18 protein-coding genes and 1 tRNA gene are annotated in these 22,051 nt (G+C 67.0%); 10 read left to right on the forward strand and 9 right to left on the reverse strand.

Annotation, left to right across the window (positions count from 1 at the left end):
• Nucleotides 1-66: 66 nt before the first annotated feature.
• Nucleotides 67-143: transfer RNA gene (locus AC1DZQ_RS15775), tRNA-Pro, on the forward strand.
• Between the two features lie 87 nt (nt 144-230).
• Here the strand turns inward: AC1DZQ_RS15775 and AC1DZQ_RS15780 are convergent.
• Both AC1DZQ_RS15780 and AC1DZQ_RS15785 read right to left on the reverse strand, forming a co-directional pair.
• Entirely contained in the window at nt 231-830 is a 600-nt protein-coding gene (locus tag AC1DZQ_RS15780) for an adenylate kinase (protein WP_476964440.1), read from the reverse strand.
• Between the two features lie 145 nt (nt 831-975).
• Complete coding sequence (locus AC1DZQ_RS15785; RefSeq protein ID WP_476964385.1) at nt 976-1,845, reverse strand: Fpg/Nei family DNA glycosylase; 870 nt, start codon at nt 1,843-1,845, stop codon at nt 976-978.
• A 196-nt stretch (nt 1,846-2,041) separates the two neighbouring features.
• Between AC1DZQ_RS15785 and gcvH the strand changes: the two genes are divergently transcribed.
• The 5 genes from gcvH (at nt 2,042) to AC1DZQ_RS15810 (ending at nt 5,257) form a co-directional block, all read left to right on the forward strand.
• Nucleotides 2,042-2,428: a glycine cleavage system protein GcvH gene (gene gcvH, locus AC1DZQ_RS15790; RefSeq protein WP_476964386.1), complete on the forward strand. Its 387-nt coding sequence runs from the start codon at nt 2,042-2,044 to the stop codon at nt 2,426-2,428.
• Nucleotides 2,429-2,588: 160 nt separating this feature from the next.
• Nucleotides 2,589-3,065 carry an FHA domain-containing protein gene (locus AC1DZQ_RS15795; protein ID WP_476964387.1) on the forward strand — a complete coding sequence of 159 codons (477 nt, stop codon included), beginning with the start codon at nt 2,589-2,591 and terminating at the stop codon, nt 3,063-3,065.
• A gap of 17 nt (nt 3,066-3,082) precedes the next feature.
• Nucleotides 3,083-3,805 carry a transcriptional regulator FtsR gene (ftsR, locus tag AC1DZQ_RS15800; protein WP_476964388.1) on the forward strand — a complete coding sequence of 241 codons (723 nt, stop codon included), beginning with the start codon at nt 3,083-3,085 and terminating at the stop codon, nt 3,803-3,805.
• Nucleotides 3,805-4,308, forward strand: a complete 504-nt coding sequence (locus AC1DZQ_RS15805) for a bifunctional nuclease family protein (protein ID WP_018772319.1) — start codon at nt 3,805-3,807, stop codon at nt 4,306-4,308. The genes ftsR and AC1DZQ_RS15805 overlap by 1 nt, the downstream gene beginning before the upstream one ends.
• Before the next feature lie 352 nt (nt 4,309-4,660).
• Nucleotides 4,661-5,257, forward strand: a complete 597-nt coding sequence (locus AC1DZQ_RS15810; RefSeq protein ID WP_018772320.1) for a MerR family transcriptional regulator — start codon at nt 4,661-4,663, stop codon at nt 5,255-5,257.
• A 119-nt stretch (nt 5,258-5,376) separates the two neighbouring features.
• Here AC1DZQ_RS15810 and AC1DZQ_RS15815 read toward each other — a convergent pair whose 3' ends face one another.
• Nucleotides 5,377-6,258 (reverse strand): ParA family protein, encoded by an 882-nt coding sequence (locus AC1DZQ_RS15815; protein ID WP_476964389.1) that lies wholly within the window; start codon nt 6,256-6,258, stop codon nt 5,377-5,379.
• 317 nt (nt 6,259-6,575) lie between these two features.
• Between AC1DZQ_RS15815 and AC1DZQ_RS15820 the strand changes: the two genes are divergently transcribed.
• Complete coding sequence (locus AC1DZQ_RS15820; RefSeq protein ID WP_476964390.1) at nt 6,576-9,971, forward strand: pyruvate carboxylase; 3,396 nt, start codon at nt 6,576-6,578, stop codon at nt 9,969-9,971.
• A gap of 101 nt (nt 9,972-10,072) precedes the next feature.
• On the opposite strand, the gene AC1DZQ_RS15825 is transcribed toward AC1DZQ_RS15820, so the two are convergent.
• Nucleotides 10,073-11,896: an AMP-dependent synthetase/ligase gene (locus AC1DZQ_RS15825; RefSeq protein ID WP_476964391.1), complete on the reverse strand. Its 1,824-nt coding sequence runs from the start codon at nt 11,894-11,896 to the stop codon at nt 10,073-10,075.
• Nucleotides 11,897-12,131: 235 nt separating this feature from the next.
• Here AC1DZQ_RS15825 and AC1DZQ_RS15830 point away from each other — a divergent pair, with 235 nt between their 5' ends.
• Entirely contained in the window at nt 12,132-13,226 is a 1,095-nt protein-coding gene (locus AC1DZQ_RS15830; protein ID WP_476964392.1) for an ROK family glucokinase, read from the forward strand.
• Nucleotides 13,227-13,288: 62 nt separating this feature from the next.
• On the opposite strand, the gene AC1DZQ_RS15835 is transcribed toward AC1DZQ_RS15830, so the two are convergent.
• Genes AC1DZQ_RS15835 through AC1DZQ_RS15845 form a run of 3 tightly spaced genes read right to left on the reverse strand, consistent with a single transcriptional unit; the run spans nt 13,289 to nt 15,586 of the window.
• The gene (locus tag AC1DZQ_RS15835) at nt 13,289-13,993 is read right to left on the reverse strand and encodes a hypothetical protein (RefSeq protein WP_476964393.1); all 705 of its coding nucleotides are present in this window, start codon (nt 13,991-13,993) and stop codon (nt 13,289-13,291) included.
• Nucleotides 13,986-14,789, reverse strand: a complete 804-nt coding sequence (locus AC1DZQ_RS15840) for an alpha/beta hydrolase (protein WP_476964394.1) — start codon at nt 14,787-14,789, stop codon at nt 13,986-13,988. The genes AC1DZQ_RS15835 and AC1DZQ_RS15840 overlap by 8 nt, the downstream gene beginning before the upstream one ends.
• Nucleotides 14,786-15,586: an alpha/beta hydrolase gene (locus AC1DZQ_RS15845; RefSeq protein WP_476964395.1), complete on the reverse strand. Its 801-nt coding sequence runs from the start codon at nt 15,584-15,586 to the stop codon at nt 14,786-14,788. The genes AC1DZQ_RS15840 and AC1DZQ_RS15845 overlap by 4 nt, the downstream gene beginning before the upstream one ends.
• 112 nt (nt 15,587-15,698) lie before the next feature.
• Here AC1DZQ_RS15845 and AC1DZQ_RS15850 point away from each other — a divergent pair, with 112 nt between their 5' ends.
• Nucleotides 15,699-16,541: a lysophospholipid acyltransferase family protein gene (locus AC1DZQ_RS15850; RefSeq protein ID WP_476964396.1), complete on the forward strand. Its 843-nt coding sequence runs from the start codon at nt 15,699-15,701 to the stop codon at nt 16,539-16,541.
• A gap of 86 nt (nt 16,542-16,627) precedes the next feature.
• A complete protein-coding gene (locus tag AC1DZQ_RS15855; protein ID WP_476964397.1) occupies nt 16,628-18,022 on the forward strand; it encodes a class II 3-deoxy-7-phosphoheptulonate synthase in 1,395 nt (464 codons plus the stop codon).
• 115 nt (nt 18,023-18,137) lie between these two features.
• Here AC1DZQ_RS15855 and AC1DZQ_RS15860 read toward each other — a convergent pair whose 3' ends face one another.
• Both AC1DZQ_RS15860 and AC1DZQ_RS15865 read right to left on the reverse strand, forming a co-directional pair.
• Nucleotides 18,138-20,300, reverse strand: a complete 2,163-nt coding sequence (locus AC1DZQ_RS15860) for a Stk1 family PASTA domain-containing Ser/Thr kinase (protein WP_476964398.1) — start codon at nt 20,298-20,300, stop codon at nt 18,138-18,140.
• A gap of 103 nt (nt 20,301-20,403) precedes the next feature.
• Nucleotides 20,404-21,798 carry a lytic transglycosylase gene (locus AC1DZQ_RS15865; RefSeq protein ID WP_476964399.1) on the reverse strand — a complete coding sequence of 465 codons (1,395 nt, stop codon included), beginning with the start codon at nt 21,796-21,798 and terminating at the stop codon, nt 20,404-20,406.
• Nucleotides 21,799-22,051 lie beyond the last annotated feature (253 nt).

Here is a 22,051-nt window from a genome sequence, read left to right on the forward strand (position 1 = left end):
GGACTGCTTGGAAGAAAACCTGGAGCGAATCCGGGAGGACTTCCGGGCGGAGAACGGTGGAACCAGCGGGCTGTAGCGCAGCTTGGTAGCGCACTTGACTGGGGGTCAAGGGGTCGCAGGTTCAAATCCTGTCAGCCCGACCAACAGCTGAAACCCCGCCATTCCTGATGAAGGAATGGCGGGGTTTTCTGTTTCCCGGACTTCCCTGAAATCGCGGGGGGCTTTTGCTGTTAGCCGGTGGCAGTGGTGGCATCGGGTATGGCCGCGGGGAAGGACGCGCGGAGTGCGGCAAGCAGTCTGCTGAAGATCTCATCCTCGCTTCCCGTGCCGTCGACGCTGAGGAGGATCCCGCGCTGTGAGTAGGCTGAGGCCACCGGCTCAGTCTCGTGGTGGTAGAGCTCCAAACGGTGCCGGATGACGTCCTCGGTATCGTCGCTGCGCCCGGTCATGGTGGCGCGGTGGAGCAGTCGGCGGACGAGTTCCGCGTCGTCGACCGTCAGTTGGACTGCAACGTCCAGCTCTTGCCCGTTGGCGGCAAGGATGACGTCGAGTTCAGCCAGCTGCGCCGTGTTTCGGGGATACCCGTCCAAGAGGAACCCGACTCTGACGTCGTTCTGGTTCAGGCGCTCACGCACCACACGGTTTGTCAGGGCGTCGGGCACCAAATCGCCCGCGTCCAGATGCACAATGACTTCCTGGCCCAGCGGCGTCAGGTTCTTCACATGGTCGCGGAAAACCTCTCCGGTGGACACCACGGTGATTCCCAGACGCCGGGACAAACGTTCGGCCTGGGTGCCCTTGCCGCACCCCGGGGGACCCATAATCAGCATTCGCATCGTTGAGACAACTCCCTCAGGCGCCGTTGAAAGGTGTCCTTGTATCGTGTTCGCTGGGAGGCGCCAGTGCAAGGGATTTCGATGCCGGCGCCCGATTCAGGAAGCGTCTATTTCAGGAAGCGCCTGTTTTACGAAGCGGCTATTTTAGGAAGCGCGACGTCCGGCGGTCGGCCAGGATCTTTCCCTTCGTCTGGCACGTCGGGCAGTACTGCAGGGCGGAGTCAGCAAAGGAAACTTCCCGGACTGTGTCCCCGCACACCGGACACGTTTCGCCGGTCCGGCCGTGGACCCTCATGTGGCTCCGCTTGGTGTCCTTGAGTTCGTTGGGCGGCTTGCCCCTGGCTTCCGCCACCGCCGTTCCCAAAATGGTGTGGATGGCGTCGTAGAGGCGCTGCACGTCCGTCAGGTCCAGGGACTTGGCGATAGCGAACGGCGAAGTCCTGGCGGCGTGGAGGATCTCGTCACTGTACGCATTGCCGATCCCGGCGATGATGCCCTGGCTCCTCAGGACGCCCTTGATCTGCTGGGAACTGGAACCGAGAATCCCAGCCAAGGCGTCGACGTCGAAGTCCGGACTGAACGGATCCGGTCCGAGCGCCGCGATGCCGGGTACATCGTGCGGGTCGCGGACCACATAGACCGCCAGGCTCTTTTTCGTGCCCGCCTCGGTCAGGTCCATGCCCACCGGGCCGGAAGCGCCCGAGAACGTCAGCCGCAGTGCGATGTGACCCTTGCCCATTTTCAGCTGTGCGTCTGTGGGGGAGTCAGTGAAGCGGACCCAGCCGGCCCGCGCCAGGTGGAAGACAAAATACAGCCCGTCGGCTTCCATGCTGACGAACTTGCCGAACCGGCGCACCGCGGTGACCGCCCTGCCCTGGAGGCCGGAGTAGGGAGGGTCTGCCGTCTTGAGCACGGCGAAGGAGACCGGCTGGATTTTCGTCACAACTGCTCCGCGCAGGTGCTCGTCCAGAAAGTCCGTCAGGGCCGCAACCTCCGGAAGCTCAGGCATGGCCTAGCCCTGGCGCGTCCGGCGGGTCCCGGCGTCCCGGAAATTGACGTTGCTGGCCTTCAGCGGCGCATCTTCTGCCATCGCACCATCTTCGCAGATGCCTCCCGGGCCCATGCCAGATATGCCTATACTTTCAGCGGCGGCTAGAACAAACGACTGCCGCCGCCTAGGTGATTGACCCGATGAAAGGCCCGTCATGAGCATCATTCCCGAAGACCTGTCCTACACCGCAGAACACGAATGGGTTTCGGCCCCCAATGCCGACGGGGTTGTGCGCGTGGGCATCACCGATTTTGCCCAGGACGCCCTCGGGGATGTCGTGTACGCCCAGATGCCCGAGGTTGGGACCATCATCAAGGCCAACGATGTGGTCGGCGAGGTCGAATCCACCAAAAGCGTCAGCGACATTTACGCCCCGGTGACGGGCGAGGTCGTGGCCCGGAACGAGGCGCTGGACACCGATTCTGCCCTGATTAACTCCGATCCGTACGGTGAGGGCTGGCTGATCGAAATCAAGCTCGCGGAAGCCGACGCGATCGAGTCCCTGCTCAGTGCATCCGAGTATGAACAGCAGGTAGGCTAAAGACAGAGGTCATTCGGGCCGGGGTCGCCGGAGAGTGTTGTTGGGATAACAAAACAAAGCCGCGCCCCGCCGAAAGGCCTCATTACCGGGACTGCGAGGCTTTTCCGGACGGCATGCGTTGTTTGCAGGGGGGACACCTGCAACGAATGAGGAGGACTCAATGTTTGGGCACGAACGGAACGACACCGGTGACGGTTACGGCACGGGTGGAGTGAAGGCTTCGGAGACCACGTCGATCAACCTCACTCCGGTGCGCGACGAACCCGATTTCACGCCGAAGCTCTCGACCGAGGAACGGGTAGCTGTCGAGGCCCTTCCCTTCGGATCGGCCCTGCTCGTGGCGCACAGCGGCCCCAACGCCGGTGCGCGGTTCCTGCTGGACTCCGACGTCACGACGGCGGGCCGCCACCCGGACGCCGACATCTTCCTCGACGACGTCACCGTCTCCCGCAGGCACGTTGAATTCCGCCGCACCGCGCGCAGCTTCGAGGTTGTGGACACCGGCAGCCTGAACGGCACCTACGTCAACCACGACCGCGTGGATTCGGTGGAACTGAAGTCCGGCAACGAGGTCCAGATCGGCAAGTTCCGCCTCACCTTCTACCTCAGCCCTGCCCGCGCAGCAGGCAACGTCTGATTCCGGGGTAGTTGCCTGTGGCCACGGCACATGTGGATCGGCGCGGACCCCAGGTTCTGAACATCGGGGAAGTCCTGGCTCAACTGAGCGACGACTTCCCCAGCATGACCGCGTCAAAAATCCGGTTCCTTGAAGAAAAGGGACTCATCAATCCGCAGCGGACGCCTGCCGGCTACCGCCAGTATTCCGAGAACGACGTCGAACGGCTGCGGTTCGTCCTGTCACTCCAGCGTGACCAGTACCTGCCGCTGAAGGTCATCAAGGACTACCTTGATGCGATCGACCGTGGCGAGCGGCCGGAGAACCTGCCGGCAGGTGTCACGTTGTCCCCGCGGATCGTCTCCGAGGAGCTCGCCTCCGAGCTGCAGAGCCGGGCGCGCCGGCTCAGCGAGGAGCAGCTCCGCGCCGAGTCCGGGGCAAGCGTCCCGCTGCTGGAATCCCTCCTGAGTTACGGGCTGATCGGGCACGTCAACGGCAAGTTCGACGAACACGCCCTGCAGGTGGCGCGGGCCTGCGTCCAGCTGGAAGGCCATGGCCTGGAACCTCGCCATCTGCGGCCGTTCCAGGCGGCCGCCGACCGCGAATTCGGGCTCGTGGAGCGTGCCGTGGCCACCCTGACCTCCCGCAAGGACGCAGCCTCCCACGCCCGCGCCGCCGAGGCGGCCCGGGAAATCAGCGACCTCTGCCTGTCCTTACACCAGGCGCTGGTCCACGACCGCATCTCAAGGATGGACATCTGATGATTGAGGTGGAGATTGTCGGCGTGCGGATTGAGTTGCCCTCCAACCAGCCGCTGGTCCTGCTCAAGGAAATCCATGGTGAGCGCCACGTGCCGATCTGGATTGGGACCCCGGAGGCCAGCGCCATCGCCTTGGCCCAGCAGGGAGTCATTCCGCCCCGGCCGATGACCCACGACCTCCTGGTGGACGTTGTTGAGGCCCTTGGCCACACGATCGTCAGCGTCAATATCGTGGCGGTGGAGGACAACATATTCTACGGGCAGCTGCAGTTCGAGAACGGAACCACCGTGAGCTCCCGGGCCTCGGATGGCTTGGCCCTTGCCCTGCGCGCCAAGTGCCGGATCTGGTGCGCCGACGCCGTCATGGACGAAGCCGGCGTTCGGATCACCGAACACGACGAAGGCGAGGACACTCACCCCGGACCTGCGGTAGACGAGGAAGGCGAACTGCGGCGCTTCCGCGAGTTCCTCGACGACGTCGAACCCGAAGACTTCGGCGGCTGAGCCGACCCTGGCAACCGGAGCCGCGGTAGCTGCCGGGCTTGCTGGTGCGCCTGTGGCTGCTGAGGTTTCTGAAACGCCCGGGACGGCTGTGGCGGCGCCAAACGTTAAAGTCCAGGATGAAACTTTCGACACGCCCTCGGAATAGCCCCAACGTCTTTGACCTTGGGCCCCGGCAGGCCTAACGTCGGAGGTACAAGTTCCCATTGCATACGGTAGCCGCGCAAGTCACACTGGAAAGTGCAGCCCCGGCTGAATTACACGGATGGAATCATCATCCTGTGTCCTGCAGCCATTCATATATATTGCTGCCGATGCAACTTACCCAGGGGAACCCACGACAAGGAGGGTCCACGTGAGTCCGAAAGGCGAAGCAGGCGAGCTGAAGCAGGCCGCAACGGCCGGCGTTGCTGTGCCCGCCAGCGGTGCCCAAGGCCTGCTGTTCACCGAGGATCTTCCCGTTCTGGACGAGGACGCGGGCTACCGCGGCCCGACCGCCTGCAAGGCGGCCGGCATCACCTACCGCCAGCTGGACTACTGGGCACGCACCGGACTCGTAGAACCCGCCGTCCGCGGCGCGGCCGGCTCCGGCTCGCAGCGGCTCTACGGCTTCCGCGACATCCTGGTGCTCAAGGTGGTCAAACGGCTCCTGGACACCGGCGTCTCCCTGCAGCAGATCCGCACCGCCGTCGAGCACCTGCGGGAGCGCGGCGTCGAAGACCTCGCCCAGATCACGCTCATGAGCGACGGCGCAAGCGTCTACGAGTGCACGTCGGCGGATGAAGTTATCGATCTCGTCCAGGGCGGCCAGGGGGTGTTCGGCATCGCCGTCGGCCGTGTATGGCGCGAAGTTGAAGGAAGTCTCGCAGCCCTTCCCAGCGAACACGCCGCGGACCAGTCCTTTCCCGACGACGAGCTAAGCAAGCGCCGAGCCGCCCGCAAGATCGGCTAGCGCCCACACTTACAGACAACACTGAGGCCGCCTCCCGGACAGGGAAGGCGGCCTCAGTTCGTTGAGCCCTCAGTTCGTTGGGCACTCAGTTCGTTTAGGGGGTGTACGACAGTCCCTGGCTAACGCAGGCTGCGGTCGCGGACGGTACCGGCCGGGGCCACGTTGTGGGGATGCAGCAAGTTCTGCAGTAGGGCATCGAAGAGCCCTGCCGCATTCTTGGCCGAGTCTCCGGGCCAGTGGTGGATGGAGTGGGCCGCGCCCTGGATCTGCTGCCAGTTGGCCTGCTCCGGGATGTGCGGGCTCAGCAGCAGCTGGCCGAACATGGATTCCATCTCCGCGAGCCGGAACGTGTGCTCGGCCGAGCCGCTGCGCACCCGGTTGGCCACAATGCCGGCGGGGGACAGTTTGGGGGCGAATTCCTGCCGGAATAGCTGGATGGCGCGCATGGTGCGCTCCGTGCCGGCCACCGAGAAGAGCCCGGGTTCGGCCACCAGGGTCACCTTGTCGCTTGCGGACCACGCCATCCGGGTCAGGCCGTTGAGTGACGGGGGGCAATCGACCAGGACGAGTTCATAGTTCTCCGCACCGGCCAGGACAGTGGAGAGCCGGCGGAGATCGCGCCGGCCCAGGTCGGGCCGGTCGTAGATGCCGGTGTAGGCAGAGCCCACCGCCACGTCCAGGACGGACGTTGCCGCGCCGGACTGTCTAGTGCCATTGGCGCGGCCGTTGGCACTCCCGCGGCCGTTGATCCTGGCGTGTTCCACCCAGCCGCTGGGAACCACGTTGTCCGCCAGATGTGCCCGCCGGGGCGACCTCAGCATCCTGCCGATATCGAGCTGGTCGTCAGGGCTCACGCCCAGCGCCGTGCTGGCGTCAGCGTGCGGGTCAAGGTCGACGACGAGGGTGGGGATGCCGGCGGCCAATGCCGCCGACGCCAGTCCGGTGGTCACGGATGTCTTGCCGACACCGCCTTTGAGGCTGCTGATGCTCACTACTTGCACTTGAAAAACCAATACCTAACGCCGGTTGCCGAGACGGGGTCGTGCCGGCTCCTGCGTTCTTCGGAGCCGGGGCGTGCATGCGCCACCCACCCACTCATCATATGTTGATGCTCCGGCGAAACCCGTTTCATCCGTCGTGGGGCGCCAGAACCTCGCCAACCGGACGGGCGGGGAAAGCTCCAAGGCCCGGGCCCTGCCCATCGCGGCGTCCGTGACGGATAATGCTGTGACAGTCGCCACAATGATTTGTGTTTGCCCGCACAGGTCCTAGACACTGTGAGCACTTACCGATACGCCCGCGATGAAGCAGGAGAAGTATGTTTTCTAAGATTCTGGTGGCCAACCGCGGCGAAATCGCTATTCGCGCTTTCCGCGCGAGCTACGAGCTGGGTGCCAAGACTGTCGCTGTGTTTCCCCACGAGGACCGCAACTCCATTCACCGCCAGAAGGCCGATGAGGCGTATCTGATCGGCGAGGAGGGACACCCGGTCCGGGCGTACCTGGACGTTGATGAGGTGGTGCGCGTAGCCAAGGAGTCCGGGGCGGACGCCATTTACCCCGGTTACGGTTTCCTCTCCGAGAACCCGCGCCTGGCACGGGCCGCGAAGAAGGCCGGCATCACGTTCGTCGGCCCGCCGGCGGAGGTCCTGGAACTTGCGGGCAACAAGGTTGCCGCTCTCGAAGCCGCCCGCAAGGCCGGCGTTCCGGTACTCAAGTCGAGCCAGCCGTCGAAGGATCTGGACGAACTGATCGCCGCCGCGGATGAGATCGGCTTCCCTATCTTCGCCAAGGCCGTCGCCGGTGGCGGCGGGCGCGGCATGCGCCGTGTGGACACCCGCGAGGCGCTTCCGGACGCCCTGCAGGCCGCCATGCGCGAAGCCGACGCCGCGTTCGGCGACCCCACCATGTTCCTGGAACAGGCCGTCCTGCGCCCGCGCCACATCGAGGTCCAGATCCTGGCCGATGCCGAGGGCAACATCATGCACCTCTTCGAGCGTGACTGCTCCATCCAGCGCCGCCACCAGAAAGTGGTGGAGATCGCGCCGGCCCCGAACCTCGACGAAGGCATCCGGCAGGCGCTGTACCGCGACGCCGTGAAGTTCGCGAAGGCGCTGAACTACGTCAACGCCGGTACCGTCGAATTCCTTGTCGACACGGTGGGGGAGCGCGCCGGCCAGCACGTGTTCATCGAAATGAACCCGCGCATCCAGGTTGAGCACACGGTCACTGAGGAAGTCACCGACGTCGACCTCGTCCAGGCGCAGCTGCGCATCGCCGCCGGTGAGACGCTCGCGGACCTGGGCCTGTCCCAGGAGAGCGTCCAGCTCAAGGGCGCCGCCCTGCAGTGCCGCATCACCACGGAGGACCCGGCCAACGGCTTCCGGCCCGACGTCGGCAAGATCACCGGCTACCGCTCGGCCGGCGGCGCCGGTGTCCGGCTCGACGGCGGCACCGTCTACTCGGGCGCGGAGATCAGTCCGCACTTCGACTCCATGCTGGTCAAGCTGACCTGCCGCGGACGCAACTACCCGGCCGCCGTGGCCCGGGCCCGCCGCGCCCTCGCCGAGTTCCGCATCCGCGGCGTGTCCACCAACATCTCCTTCCTGCAGGCCGTACTGGACGATCCCGACTTCGTCGCCGGGGATGTGGCCACCTCGTTCATTGACGAACGGCCCGAGCTGCTGAGGGCACGGGTCTCGGCAGACCGCGGCACCAAGCTGCTGACCTGGCTTGCCGACGTCACGGTCAACAAGCCCAACGGCGAACTCAAGGTCCACACGGACCCGGCGGACAAGCTTCCGGCCCTCGATGACGCCGACGCCCGGCCGGGGTCCCGCCAGCGGCTCCTGGAGCTCGGCCCGGAAGGATTTGCCCGCGCCCTGCGCGCGCAGAACGCCGTGGCCGTCACGGACACCACCTTCCGCGACGCGCACCAGTCCCTGCTCGCCACCCGTGTGCGCACCCGCGACCTTGTGGCGGCCGGTCCGGCCGAGTCCAAGCTGCTCCCGGAGCTGCTCTCGGTCGAGGCCTGGGGCGGGGCGACCTATGACGTCGCCCTGCGCTTCCTCGGCGAAGACCCGTGGGACCGGCTTGCCGCCCTGCGCAAGGCGATGCCGAACCTCTGCCTGCAGATGCTGCTCCGCGGCCGCAACACCGTCGGCTACACGCCCTACCCGGAAGAGGTCACGGTCGCGTTCGTCAACGAGGCCGCCGCCACGGGCATCGACATCTTCCGCATCTTCGATGCCCTCAACGACGTCAACCAGATGGCCCCGGCCATCCGGGCCGTTCGCGAGACCGGTACCGCCGTCGCCGAGGTCGCCCTCTGCTACACCGCGGACATGCTGGATCCGGAGGAAACGCTCTACACCCTGGATTACTACCTGGAGCTGGCGCAAAAGATCGTCGACGCCGGGGCGCACATTCTCGCGATCAAGGACATGGCCGGGCTGCTGCGTCCGGCAGCCGCGGCACGCCTGGTTTCGGCGCTGAGGGAGCGGTTCGACCTCCCCGTCCACCTGCACACCCACGACACGGCAGGTGGCCAGCTGGCCACACTCCTCGCGGCCGTGGATGCCGGCGTGGAMGCCGTGGACGTGGCCTCGGCCTCCCTGGCCGGAACCACCAGCCAGCCCTCGGCCTCGGCCCTCGTCGCCGCACTGGCGCACACGCCGCGCGACACCGGCCTCAGCCTCGCGAACGTCTGTGCCCTCGAGCCGTACTGGGAGGCCGTCCGCCGGGTCTATGCGCCGTTCGAGTCCGGACTGCCGGGGCCCACGGGCCGGGTTTACCAGCACGAGATTCCGGGCGGGCAGCTGTCCAACCTGCGCCAGCAGGCGATGGCGCTGGGCCTGGGTGAGCGTTTCGAGGCGATCGAGGACATGTACACCGCGGCGGACCGGATCCTCGGCCGCCTGGTGAAGGTGACGCCGTCGTCCAAGGTGGTGGGCGATCTCGCCCTGCACCTGGTGGGCCTCAATGCCGATCCCGCGGACTTCAACGAGAACCCGCAGAAGTACGACGTGCCCGATTCCGTGATCGGCTTCCTCTCCGGCGAGCTCGGTGACCCGCCCGGCGGCTGGCCGGAGCCCTTCCGGACCAAGGCGCTGCAGGGCCGCACCGTCAAGGTCCGCGACGTCGAGCTCAGCGCCGAGGACAGCGCCGCGCTCAACGGCGATTCCAAGACCCGGCGGGGCACCCTTAACCGCCTGCTCTTCGCCGGTCCCACCAAGGACTACCAGAAGAGCGTCGAGTCCTACGGCAACCTTTCGGTGCTGGACACGCGCGACTACCTCTTCGGGCTGCAGCGCGGCGCGGAGCACGAGATCGAGCTCGAAAAGGGCGTCCACCTGATCGCCTCGCTCGAGGCCGTCTCCGAGCCGGACGAGAAGGGCATGCGCACGGTCATGTGCACGCTCAACGGCCAGTCCCGGCCCGTGGTGGTCCGCGACCGTTCAGTGGTGAGCAACGTCAAGGCCGCCGAACGCGCCGACGCCTCCCAGCCGGGCCAGGTGGCCTCGCCGTTCGCCGGTGCCGTCACGCTGACCGTCAAGACCGGGGACACCGTCAAAGCCGGCGACACGGTGGCCACCATCGAGGCCATGAAGATGGAGGCGTCCATCACGACGCCGGTGGCAGGAACGGTGGCGCGACTCGCCGTCGGCGCGATCGAACAGGTCCAGGGCGGGGATCTGCTGCTCGTCGTCGAATAGCGGCAGCGCAACAACCTGCACCACAGACAAAGGGTCCTTCCAGCGGAAGCTGGAAGGACCCTTCTGTTTGTGCAAGCTTTGGTGGTGCGGGAGTACGTTGCCTAGGCGAGGGTGGGACGCTTGGCGCTGTACATTTCCTCGATCACGTTCTCGAAGTCCTTGAGCACCTGGGCCCGCTTGACCTTCATGGAGGGGGTCAGGTGGCCGGAGGCCTCGGTGAAGTCGGCCGGCACGATCCGGAAGGACTTGATCGCCTCGGCCTGGGACACCGACTGGTTGGCGTGGTTGATGAGTTCCTGGACGGCGGCCTTGACCGCCGGATTCTCGGCAGCCTCGGCGAGCGAGGTCGAGGCCGGGAGCCCGTGGCGGCCCAGCCAGCCGGGGAGGGCTTCCTCGTCCAGGGTCACCAGGGCGCCGATGAACGGGCGGTTGTCGCCCACCACGAGCACCTGCGAGACTAGCGCGTCCGCCCGGATCTGGTCCTCCAGCAGGGCAGGGACCACGTTCTTGCCGCCCGCGGTGACGATGATTTCCTTCTTGCGCCCGGTGATGGTCAGGAACCCCGCCTCGTCCAGCTGGCCGATGTCTCCCGTGCGGAACCAGCCGTCGTCGTCGAAGTTCGCAGCGGACAGGTCATCGCGCTGGTAGTAACCGCGCATGACGCACACGCCCTTGGCAAGGATCTCGCCGTCGTCCGCGATCCTGACGGAGTTGCCCGGAATCGGGGCGCCGACGGTGCCGATCTTGATCAGGTCCGGGGTGTTTACCGTGACCGGCGCCGTGGTTTCGGTCAGCCCGTACCCTTCCAGGATCTGCATGCCGATGCCCTGGAAGAAGTGGCCCAGCCGTTCACCGAGCGGGCCGCCGCCGGAAACGGCATGGGAGATGTTCCCGCCCATGGCGGCCCGAAGCTTGCTGTACACGAGCTTGTCGAACACGGCGTGCTTGAGCTTCAGCACGAGCCCCACCTTGCCGGCCTGCCGGGCCCGGGAGAATTCGATGGCGGTGTCCGCGGCGCGGTGGAAGATGGCGCCCTTGCCGCCGTCCTCGGCCTTGGTCATGGCGGAGTTGTAGACCTTTTCGAAGACGCGCGGGACGGCGAGGATGAAGGTCGGTTTGTAGCTCTGCAGATCCGGCAGCAGGTTCTTGATATCCGGTGTGTGCGCCACCGTGACGCCGGCGGCGACTGCCAGCACCGAGATGAAGCGTGCGAAGACGTGGGCCATGGGCAGGAACATGATGGTCCTGGCCTCCTCATGCACGATCCTGCCCAGCGACGTGACCAGGACGTTCTCGGACAGTTCCACGAAGTTGCCGTGCGTCAGCTCGCAGCCCTTGGGCCGGCCGGTGGTGCCCGAGGTGTAGATGATCGTGGCGATATCGTTCAGGGACGCCTGGCTGCGCCGCGCTTCGAGCTCGGCATCGCTGATGCCGGCTCCCGCCGCACGGACCTCGTCCAGGCTGTCCCCCTCGAGCTGCCAGACATGTCCCAGGGCGGTGAGCCCCTCGGACGTGGCCGCCTGCCGGATGATGTCCTCGTGGTGCGCCGATTCGCCGAACGCGGCCACAGCGCCGGAGTCGCCAAGGTTCCAGGCCACCTGGGAGGGGGAGGAGGTTTCATAGATCGGGACCGAGACGGCGCCGGCGAACCAGATGGCGAAGTCGACCAGGGCCCATTCGTACCGGGTGCGGGACATGATGCCCACGCGGTCGCCGGCGGCCACACCGCTGGCCATGAGGCCCTTGGCGAGGGCCGAGACGTCGGCCAGGAAATCCGTGGCACGGACGTCCTGCCACTGGCCCGCCGCGTCGAGCCGTGAGAACAGCGCAGGGTTGGAGGCCTTGGCCGCCTGACGCACCACGAGATCGGTGACGTTGGTGTCCGGATCGACATTCACCAGGGGCGGGACAATGATTTCTCGCACGAGAGCTCCTTAGGTATCCATAGGCCCGCAAGGGGTACCGCTAAGCCTAGTATGCGGTCCCCCAAAGGTGTGTTCTGCGACACCTACTGGCCAGTAACTTTACGGTCGGGCCCGCCGTTCCGCCAGTCAAGGATGCTGCGGACATGGGCGCGGCGTCATGCTGCTGGCACGCCGGTGAAGTCACGCTGCCGGGCCTTCGCGGCTGCGGCGGCCCCGGCGAATAGAATGGGGCAYCATGCAGACACCAACACCTGGCCGGCAGCCCGGCCTGCGCGGCCGGACCGCCGCCTGGCGGAGCAGGACCGTGGCCGGAGCGGCGGCCGCCACGGCCGGACACGACATTCGTTCACACCTGCGGCTGGGCCGCAAGGGCCTGGCGATCGGCGTCGACATCGGGGGAACCAAGGTTGCTGCCGGGGTGGTCGATGCCGAGGGCCGGATCCTCAGCCAGGCGAAACGCTCCACTCCGGGTAACGACCCGCGCGCCGTGGAGCAGGTCATTGTCGAACTGGTCGAAGAACTGGGTGCCGGGCACCGGATCTGGTCGGTGGGCATCGGCGCCGCCGGCTGGATGGACCTCGACGGCGGTATGGTCCTCTTCAGCCCGCACTTGGCCTGGCGCAATGAACCGCTGCGCGAGAACCTGCAGCGGCTGCTGCGCCGTCCCGTCCTGCTGACCAACGACGCCGACGCCGCAGCCTGGGCGGAATGGCGCTTCGGCGCCGGGCAGGGACAGAACCGTCTGGTCTGCATCACCCTGGGCACCGGGATCGGCGGCGCCATGGTGATGGACGGACGGCTCGAACGCGGCCGGTTCGGTGTGGCGGGGGAGTTCGGCCACCAGATCATCATGCCGGGCGGGCACCGCTGCGAGTGTGGCAACCGCGGCTGCTGGGAACAATACGCCTCGGGCAATGCGCTCGGCCGCGAGGCCAGGGAACTGGCTGCCGCGAATTCCCCGGTTGCCCAGGAACTGCTCAAGGCCGTGGACGGCGACGTGGGACGCATTACGGGCGTGATCGTGACGGAGCTGGCCAAGGCCGGGGACCAGACCTCCCGGGAACTCCTCGAGGACGTCGGGGAGTGGCTGGGACTCGGCCTAGCGAACCTCGCAGCGGCACTGGACCCCGGCAAGTTCGTGATCGGCGGCGGACTGTGCGACGCCGGCGAGCTGCTGGTCGCGCCGGCCCGGAAGGCCTTCGCGCGGAACCTCACCGGCCGCGGCTTCCGCCCCGCGGCGGAGATCGAACTGGCGGCCCTGGGACCCAACGCCGGACTAATCGGCGCCGCGGACCTCTCCCGGGTCAGCAGCCGCATGCACACGCAGTAACGTGATGTAACCACCCCCGAAAAAACCAGCGCAGTATCCGGTGGACTCGATGACCGGCTGGACTATATGCGCGCCCCGTCGTCGTGCTCGTCCTTCTCGCCCGGCAGCTTCATGATCAGGAACACCACTGAGGCTGCGAACGCGGCCACCATGCCCACGATCGCCAGCATCGGGGCCGACCGCCAGAACATCGCCGAGAGCACCAGCGCAATCGGGCCGCCCACCGTGCCGAGCCAGGCAAGGACGGTCATCGGATCTGCACCCGCCAGGCTGGGCGGCTCCTCCGGGACGAACGCGCCGTCGTCGTCGTCGGCCTCATAGTCCCGGGGACCGGGTGCGGCATCCGGGGCCTCGCCCGCAGTCGGATTGCCTGCGGCGGGGGCGAGCCGCTCTTTGGCGGAGAGCTCGATCGGCGCTGCGCCGGCGAGACCCAGCGGGTCAAAATCGCGGAACGGCCTATTCGCAGGGGAGCCAGCGCTGGAGCCAGCGCCGGAGCCGGCGCCACGGGCGCTGTCGGTGCCGCCGGCCGGGCCGCCAGTTGCCTCGTCCGCGCCTGCCCCGACCCCTTCGAGCCTTGCGACGAGGTCCAGCCACACGGCGTCGTCGTCAGCAGGCTGTGCGTCCGCGGCGGATGGGTCCTGGGACTCATGGGGCGCGGTGGCGCCCGGGCGCTGGTCGCCGGAAGCGTCAGCGTCAGGGACAGGCGACCGGGCGTTGTCCGGATCCGGGGTCTCCGGGTCCGGGACGTCGGGGTCCGGTTTAGTCATTGGCCGTGTCCTTCCGGCTGGCGCGGGCGGCGCCCGGACTGGCTGCGGCGGCAACTGACCGGACGAATTCGGCCGTGCCACGGAAGATCTCGGGTGCGTCGTTGTCCATGGTAGCCACGTGGTAGCTGTTTTCCAGCCGGACCACCTCGAGCGGGGCGTTGGACAACCCCTTGCGCAGGGCCACCATGCTGGACTCAGACACCACATGATCCACTGTGGAACGGTAGACCCGGACCGGAGCCGTGACGCGGGGCAGCAGTCGCACGGTGTCCTTGAACATCTTGTTGAGTTCGTGCGCGGCGGCCACCGGCGTGCGCGGGTATGCGCACTCATCCATGCCCGGTTTGAGGATGTCATTGGCGATCGCCGGAGTGCTTTTGAGGACAAATTTCAGGATGCCGGCAAGCGGGGCGCGGGGATCATCGATGACCAGGCCGGGGTTGACCACCACAACCCCTGCAACGGGGCGGGTGGCCGCAATCCGCAACGCCAGGGCGCCGCCCATGGACAGTCCCGCCATGACCACGGCATCGCATTCTTCCGCAAGCTCCAGGTAGGCCGCGTCCAGGGCCGCATGCCAGTCCTGCCAGCGGGTCTTGGCCAGCTCCTGCCAGCTCGTTCCGTGCCCCGGCAGCAGGGGCAGCCGGACGGCGAACCCGGCACTGGCCAGGGACGACGCCCAGTCCCGCACGCCGTGCGGGCTGCCGGTGAAGCCGTGGGACACCACGACGCCGGTCCGGGGGCCGGTTCCCGTGAACGGGCTGCTGAACGGCGAATGGTCCGGGAGGATGCTCATGGGGTCTCCGTGGGGGCGCGGGGCGGCGAAATGGCGGGGGTGTGCTGCAGGAAGAAACGCACTGATTCTTCAAAGAGTAGCGGCGCATCGGCGTCCAGGGTGGCAACGTGTCCGCTGCGCGGGAGGGGAACCACCGTGAGTTCCCGGGACCCGAGCCGCCTGCGCAGCAGCGCCAGGGACGACGGCGGGACCACGGCGTCGGTGGCCGACTTGAAGACCAGGGCCGGGGCCCGGACTGCCGGCAGGTCCCGGAGTGTCGCGGCGAACAGCCGGCGCAGCTGGTGGACGGCGGCCAGCGGCGTCAGGGAGTAGTCGCCGTCGTCGGTGATGGCCGCCGTGGAGTTCTCCTCCTGAAGGGGCGTGGTGGTGCGCTGGAAGTACTTGAGCAGTCCCACGATCCTGACCCGGCGGTCATAGAAGCTCAGGCCGGGGTTGACTGCGGCCACGCCGGCCACGCCGTGGCGGGCCGCCGTACGCAGGGCGATCGTGCCGCCCATGGACAGCCCGGCGACGTAGCAGTCATCGGTCCGGGCAGCCAGGTCCAGGTACGCCGTTTCAAAGCTCGTGTACCAGTCCTGCCAGCCCTGCCGGGCGAGGTCCCGCCAGTGGGTGCCGTGCCCGGGCAGAAGCGGTACCGACACGGCGAAGCCCTGGGCGGCGAGGTGGCGGGCCCACGGCAGGACGCTGAGCGGGCTGCCCGTGAAGCCGTGGCAGATGGCCACGCCGGTCCGGGCGTTGGGGCCGTGGCCGGGGTAGCTGAAAGCGGCGGGCGCCGGGGGAGTGCTGCTTTCAGTCATGTGCCCATCGTGTCACCCTTAGCGGCAAAACTCACTAGAGTAAGGTGTCCATTGAAGCCTGGCCGGACCCGTTTCGGGTGGCCGGCCAGACGCCTTCCGGAGAGGTCACCGAGTGTTTTATTGGTTCATGAAGACGTTCGTCCTGGGACCGGTGCTAAGGCTGCTGTTCCGGCCCTGGGTCAAGGGCCTCGACAACGTCCCTGCCGAGGGTGCCGCGATCATTGCCTCGAACCACCTCTCCTTCTCGGACTCCATCTTCATGCCGGTCATGGTGCCGCGGCCGGTCGCGTTCCTGGCGAAATCCGAATACTTCACCGGCACCGGGATCAAGGGCCGGCTGACCGCAGCCTTCTTCCGGCTCACCAACCAGCTCCCCATGGACAGGTCCGGGGGCGCAGCGTCCGCGCAGTCCCTGAACGCCGGCATGGACGTGCTCAAGAACGGCTCCCTGCTGGGCATCTACCCCGAGGGGACACGCAGCCCCGACGCGCGCCTCTACCGCGGCAAGGTGGGCGTTGCCCGCCTTGCGCTGCAGGCCCGCGTCCCGGTCATTCCGGTGGCGATGATCGGAACGGACAAAGTCCAGCCGATCGGCAAGCGCGTGCCCAACATCCGTCGCATCGGCATGATCTTCGGCGAACCGCTCGACTTCAGCCGCTACTACGGGATGGAGGATGACCGGCTGATCCAGCGTTCGGTGACCGACGAGATCATGTATGAACTCATGCGGCTGTCCGGACAGGAGTATGTGGACGAGTACGCTGCCGCCGTGAAGCTCCGCCTGGCGGGCAAGGCGCAGGACGCGGCCCCGGACACAGCCTCTGCGGGCCCTGCTGCGGTGCAGGAAGCGGCCGGCGGCAAATCCCCAAGCGAGACCCCGGACGAAACCCCGGACGAAACCCCGGACGAAACCGCTGCCGGGGAAGCGGGGCCGGAGGTTCCCGGCACTGCATGAGCGGCGCCCCGGGTGCCATATGACGGCAACGGAGCTGTCAATGACAGGCCGGGCCCCCCGAACCTCGATGGGGCTACTATCCTTAGATGGTGACCGAGCTATCTGAGAAACGAGTTTCCCCGCTGACCAGCACCGCCCAGAGCGGAGCCGCCAACTATCCCGGGCTGGACAACTGGCGGGAGCTCCCGGCCTCGCAGCAGCCCACCTGGTCGGACCCGGCTGTGTTTGAGACGTCCGTCAAGGAACTTTCCGTCCTCCCGCCCCTCGTGTTCGCCGGCGAAGTGGACATCCTGCGCGAACGGCTCGCCGCCGCCGCGCAGGGCAAGGCGTTCCTGCTCCAGGGCGGCGACTGCGCCGAGACCTTCGAAGCGGCGACGGCGGACAAGATCAGTGCCCGCGTCCGGACCATCCTGCAGATGGCCGTCGTCCTCACCTACGGCGCGGCCATGCCCGTCATCAAGATGGGCCGCATGGCTGGCCAGTTCGCCAAGCCCCGGTCCTCCAACGACGAAACGCGCGACGGCGTCACCCTGCCGGCCTACCGCGGCGACATCGTCAACGGCTACGACTTCACGCCCGATTCCCGCGCCCACGACGCCGGCCGGATGCTGAAGGCCTACCACACCTCCGCCTCGACGCTGAACCTGATCCGCGCCTTCACCCAGGGCGGCTTCGCGGACCTGCGCCTGGTGCACCAGTGGAACAAGGGCTTCACCGAAAACCCGGCCCACGCCCGCTACGAGTCCCTGGCCCGGGACATCGACCGCGCCATCAAGTTCATGGCCTCCTGCGGGGCCGACTTCGAGGCCCTGAAGCGGGTGGAGTTCTACGCGAGCCACGAGGCCCTGCTGCTGGACTACGAGCGCGCCCTGACCCGCATCGACTCGCGCACCGGGCTGCCCTACGACACCTCGGCGCACTTCCTGTGGATCGGGGAGCGCACCCGCGAGCTGGACCACGCACACGTTGACTTCCTCTCCCGCGTCCGCAACCCGATCGGCGTCAAGCTCGGCCCGTCGACCAGCGGCGATGACGCCCTGCGCCTGATCGACAAGCTGGATCCGAACCGGGAGCCCGGCCGGCTCACCTTCATCACCCGCATGGGTGCGGGCAATATTCGCGAGAAGCTGCCGGCGATCGTCGAGCGCGTCACCGCCTCCGGGGCTCAGGTCCTTTGGGTCACCGACCCCATGCACGGCAACACGGTCACGTCGCCCAACGGCTACAAAACCCGCAATTTCGACGACGTCATTGACGAGGTGCGCGGGTTCTTCGAAGTCCACCACGCGCTCGGCACCGTTCCCGGTGGCCTGCACGTGGAGATGACGGGGGACGACGTCGCCGAATGCCTCGGCGGAGCCGACCCGATCGACCAGGAAGCCTTCCTGGACCGCTACGAGTCGGTCTGCGATCCGCGCCTGAACCACATGCAGTCGCTCGAAATGGCGTTCCTAGTGGCCGGTGCACTCTCCAAGCGCTGACGCGCTGCACTGATTGGCAACGAAGCCCCTTATTAAAAGCTCCGCCCGGCTGATATCAGCCGGGCGGAGCTTTTCTGTGGAGTGAGTGTGCCCTGATGGGGCGCCGGCCAAAGGCCTACGTGACGGTGATTGTAACGAGCGTGCCTTCCGGCTGCTGGCCGGTCTTGTCCTGTCCCGCGACGATGTCGAGCACCGATGCACCGAAGGCGTAAGTGACCTTCACGTCGAGGCCGGCATCCCGGAGGGCTTTCACGGCCTCCGCTTCGGACATCCGGAATACCGACGGAACATGAACGAGCTTCGGGCCCTTCGAGATGGTCAGGGTCACGGATCCGCCTTTGGTCAGATTGCCGGAGGCCGGGTCCTGCGCCAGCACCGCACCCTTGGGAATCTGCGGGTCATTGACCGGCTCCGGTGAGACCACGGCCTTCAGCCCGGCGGCTTCCAGGGCACTCACGGCGGCGTCCTGCGCCTGGCCGCGGACATCCGGGACCGGGATGGGCTGCGGGCCCTTCGAGACAGTGAGGCCAACGGGCGTCCCGTGCCGCACCGGGTTGCCGCTGCGCGGCGCCATCGCAAGGACAGTCCCGGCAGGCGCCTTCTCGTCAAAGGTCTCGGTAATCGGGCCCAGGGCCATTTCGGCGCCGTTGAGCGTGGTCTTGGCCTCATCCAGGGTCTTGCCGGTGAGTTCCGGCAGCGGGAAGAGCTCCGGGCCCTTGGACACAGCAAGGGACACGGGCAGGAACTTGCGGATGACCTCGCCGGCGTTCGGCTCCGAGTCGACCACCAGGCCCGGCGAGATGTCGTCGTTGAAGACATCCTTCACGCTGGATTGGAAGCCGGCGGTGCGGAGCAGATCCTGGGCCTCGGCAACGGTCTTATTTGCCACCTGGGGGATCGTTCCGGGGGAGCCCGGACCCATGCCGAAGAACCAGCCGGCGACGGCGGCGAGCAGGGCCGCGACGACGAGCAGGACGATCCACAGCAGGCCGCGGCGCCGGGGGTTGCCCTCGTGCAGGGTTTTGGTGGGCGTGGCCGCGGCGCGCTGGCGGGCCTTCTCCTCGTCCCGGTCCAGCTTGCGCTGGGCGCGCTTGCTGGGGGCAACCGCACCTTCCGCCGGATCGTCATACCCGGCGGCGCCGTCGTAGGCCGCCTCGTCCGGGGTGGACAACGGTCCGTAGGCCGGACGCCGCGGGGCACCGGACATCACAGTGGTCGGGTTGCCACTGGTGCGGGAGATCATCTCGGTGGGCCGGGCGAGGCTGCCGTATACCTCAGTCTGCAATTCCGTGGGCATTTCGGTGGGCGGCAGCACGAAGGCAGTGTCCCGCGCGTCCGACGCCGGCCCGGTAACGCCGGGTCGCCGACTTGGCGGTGCAGCCACGGCCGGCAGGGGGCTGCGGACAGCCGCCGGGGGCTGGAGGTCGAGTTCGGCGTCGCTGAGGTTGGTCCTGATGTGCCGGAGCTCGGACAACAGGGCGGTACCGTCGACGGGGCGCTTGTCCGGGTCCCTGTCCGTGCACCACTGGACCAGTTCGTCGATCTCCGCGGCCAGCCCGGGCACCTCCAGGGACGGAGCTTCGACGGTGGAATTGACGTGCTGGTAGGCGACCTGGATGGGCACGTCGCCGGCGAACGGCTGCCGGCCCGTGATCATTTCATAGAGCATGATCCCCACCGAATAGATGTCGCTGCGGGCATCTGCCTGCTTACCGAGGACAAGTTCGGGGGAGAGGTAGGCGACAGTCCCGATCAGGGCGCCGGTGCTCGTGGACGTCGAGATAGCGCGTGCCAGGCCGAAGTCGCCGAGCTTGATCCGCCCGTCGTCGGCGATCAGGACGTTTTCCGGCTTGATGTCCCGGTGGATCATGCCGGCGGCGTGCGCGGCGCCGAGCCCCTCGACGACCGGATCGATCAGCGCCAGCGCCAACCGCGGTGACAGGGCGCCCTTGTCATTGAGGACGTCCCGCAGCGTGTGGCCCTTGATGAACTCCATGACCAGATAGGCGAGCCGGCCGTCTTCACCCTGGTCCAGGACACCCACGACGTGGGGGTGGGAGAGCCGGGCGGCTGCCTTGGCTTCGCGGCCCAGCCGGTCGAGGAACTGTGGGTCGTCGGCCAGATGCGGATGCAGCACCTTCAGCGCGACGTCGCGCTCAAGGCGCTGGTCCGTGGCGAGGTACACGGTGGACATCCCGCCGCGGGCAAGCCTGGATTGAACCTGGTAGCGGTTGTCCACCAGGTTCCCTACGAGGGCGTCCGACACGTATTCTTGCACCTTACAATCGTAGTCGCTGGACAGAAACGGGCCCGAATCAACATGCGATCCGGGCCCGTAGCGTCACGCTCCGCCGTAAGGGAGCCTGTGCTGGAGTCTGTATTTAGCGGAACAGGCTCTGGTTGGCTTTGATGGCGGCGACGTAGTCCTTGGTGTCGTCGTACATGCCGTTCTGGCTCACCGAGTACTGGCCCTGGTAGTAGCCGGCGATCGCATTGTCCAGGTCAGGGCTGGTGCGGACCAACTGGCGGATGATCGCGATGCCTGCCGTGGCGTTGTCGTACGGATCCAGCAGGTTCAGCTTGCGGCCCACCAGATCGGATGCCCATTCGCCGGAGGACGGGATGACCTGCATGGTGCCGATCGCATTGGCCGGTGACACGGCACGCTGGTTGAAGCCGGATTCCTGGAAGGCAAAGGCCATGGCGAGGCTGGCGTCCACGCCCATACGCCGTGCCGTGTCCGCCACGATCGACTTCATCTGCTGAAGGCTGGGCACCGGAGAGGCGTTGAGCAGCGCCTTGTTCTGGTTGGCCGAGCTGACCACCGCGGCCGGGTAGCTGAACCCGAGGAACGTGCTGGGCACGAGCGGTGTGGTGGTGGCAGGCGTGCTCGAGGCCGGTGCGATGGTCGACGCGCCGGGGATGACCAGCTTCTGGCCAGGGTAGATGATGCTCGACATCGTCAGCCGGTTGGCCGACAGGACGTCCGAGAGCCTGACGCTGTTGCGGGCTGCGATGCCGGAGAGGGTGTCGCCTGCCTTGATGGTGTAGGAGCCGGAGCTGGCCGGCGCGGGCGCCGACGATGCGGGCTTTGTCGCGGGCTTGGGTGCGGCGGGGGCCGGAGTGCTGGTACCGCCGCCGACCTTGACCTTCTGGCCGGGATAGATCACTGAGCTCATGCCGAGCCCGTTCCACTTGAAGATCTCGGAAAGCCCAACGCCGTGTCTGGCGGCGATGGCGCTCAGGGTGTCGCCGGACTTGACGACGTACACGGAGCCCCCGCCGGAGGAAGTCGCAGGAGCAGACGCTCTGGGGGTAGACGGGGCCGGGGTGGCTGCCGGGGCCGGCGTCGAGCCCGTGAGCTTGATCTTCTGCCCCGGGTAGATGATGGTGTTCGCCTGCAGGTTGTTCAGCTTGAGTACGGCGAAGGTGTCCAGGCCGTAGCGGCCGGCAACGGCACTGATGGTGTCGCCGCGGGCGATCGTGTAGACGGCGGGTGCCGCAGGCTGCGCGGGCCGCAAGGCGCTTGGCAGCGTGACCGGGACGGAGGCGGCGGGGATCACTGCCGCCTTCAGGGACGTCGCAGCGTCCGCCTTCGCTTGGGCACGCATGGCGGCCGCGAGGGTTGCCGGGACCGAACGCACACGCGATTCGGCTGCGGCAGGCTGGGCGATCGCCAGGGAGGAAAGCACGACGGCGGGAAGCGCCGCCGTCGTCGCCGCGATCAGCGGCAGGCTGCGCCCCGGACGGAGCTGTGGCGAACGTGAGGTTGTCATTGGAAAGATCCTCTTCTCAGCGGCAACGCTGCGGTCAGGCCGGTAGAACTGGTGTTACCAGTGTGACAAATGTTATTTCTGTTACAAATGTGATCTATGTGAATGTCTCATGAATTGGCAATTAGCACAAGAACCGCTTGGCATTCCGCAAACCAGTTTCCGGTGGAGTGTCGGCCAAAAGGCGTCCCGGCGGAGTCCCGGGTGAACCCGGACGGCATTCCGGCGGCGGGATGAGCCAGTGCCGCGGCCGTCA

Source organism: Arthrobacter sp. P1_C12_2 (assembly GCF_056406415.1).

Excerpts from the sequence above, each read along its gene's own strand:
- AC1DZQ_RS15780 (WP_476964440.1), bottom strand. The coding sequence starts at position 830 with ATGCTGATTATGGGTCCCCCGGGGTGCGGCAAGGGCACCCAGGCCGAA.
- AC1DZQ_RS15785 (WP_476964385.1), bottom strand. The coding sequence starts at position 1,845 with ATGCCTGAGCTTCCGGAGGTTGCGGCCCTGACGGACTTTCTGGACGAG.
- gcvH (WP_476964386.1), top strand. The coding sequence starts at position 2,042 with ATGAGCATCATTCCCGAAGACCTGTCCTACACCGCAGAACACGAATGG.
- AC1DZQ_RS15795 (WP_476964387.1), top strand. The coding sequence starts at position 2,589 with ATGTTTGGGCACGAACGGAACGACACCGGTGACGGTTACGGCACGGGT.
- AC1DZQ_RS15805 (WP_018772319.1), top strand. The coding sequence starts at position 3,805 with ATGATTGAGGTGGAGATTGTCGGCGTGCGGATTGAGTTGCCCTCCAAC.
- AC1DZQ_RS15830 (WP_476964392.1), top strand. The coding sequence starts at position 12,132 with ATGCAGACACCAACACCTGGCCGGCAGCCCGGCCTGCGCGGCCGGACC.
- AC1DZQ_RS15835 (WP_476964393.1), bottom strand. The coding sequence starts at position 13,993 with ATGACTAAACCGGACCCCGACGTCCCGGACCCGGAGACCCCGGATCCG.
- AC1DZQ_RS15840 (WP_476964394.1), bottom strand. The coding sequence starts at position 14,789 with ATGAGCATCCTCCCGGACCATTCGCCGTTCAGCAGCCCGTTCACGGGA.
- AC1DZQ_RS15845 (WP_476964395.1), bottom strand. The coding sequence starts at position 15,586 with ATGACTGAAAGCAGCACTCCCCCGGCGCCCGCCGCTTTCAGCTACCCC.
- AC1DZQ_RS15855 (WP_476964397.1), top strand. The coding sequence starts at position 16,628 with ATGGTGACCGAGCTATCTGAGAAACGAGTTTCCCCGCTGACCAGCACC.
- AC1DZQ_RS15865 (WP_476964399.1), bottom strand. The coding sequence starts at position 21,798 with ATGACAACCTCACGTTCGCCACAGCTCCGTCCGGGGCGCAGCCTGCCG.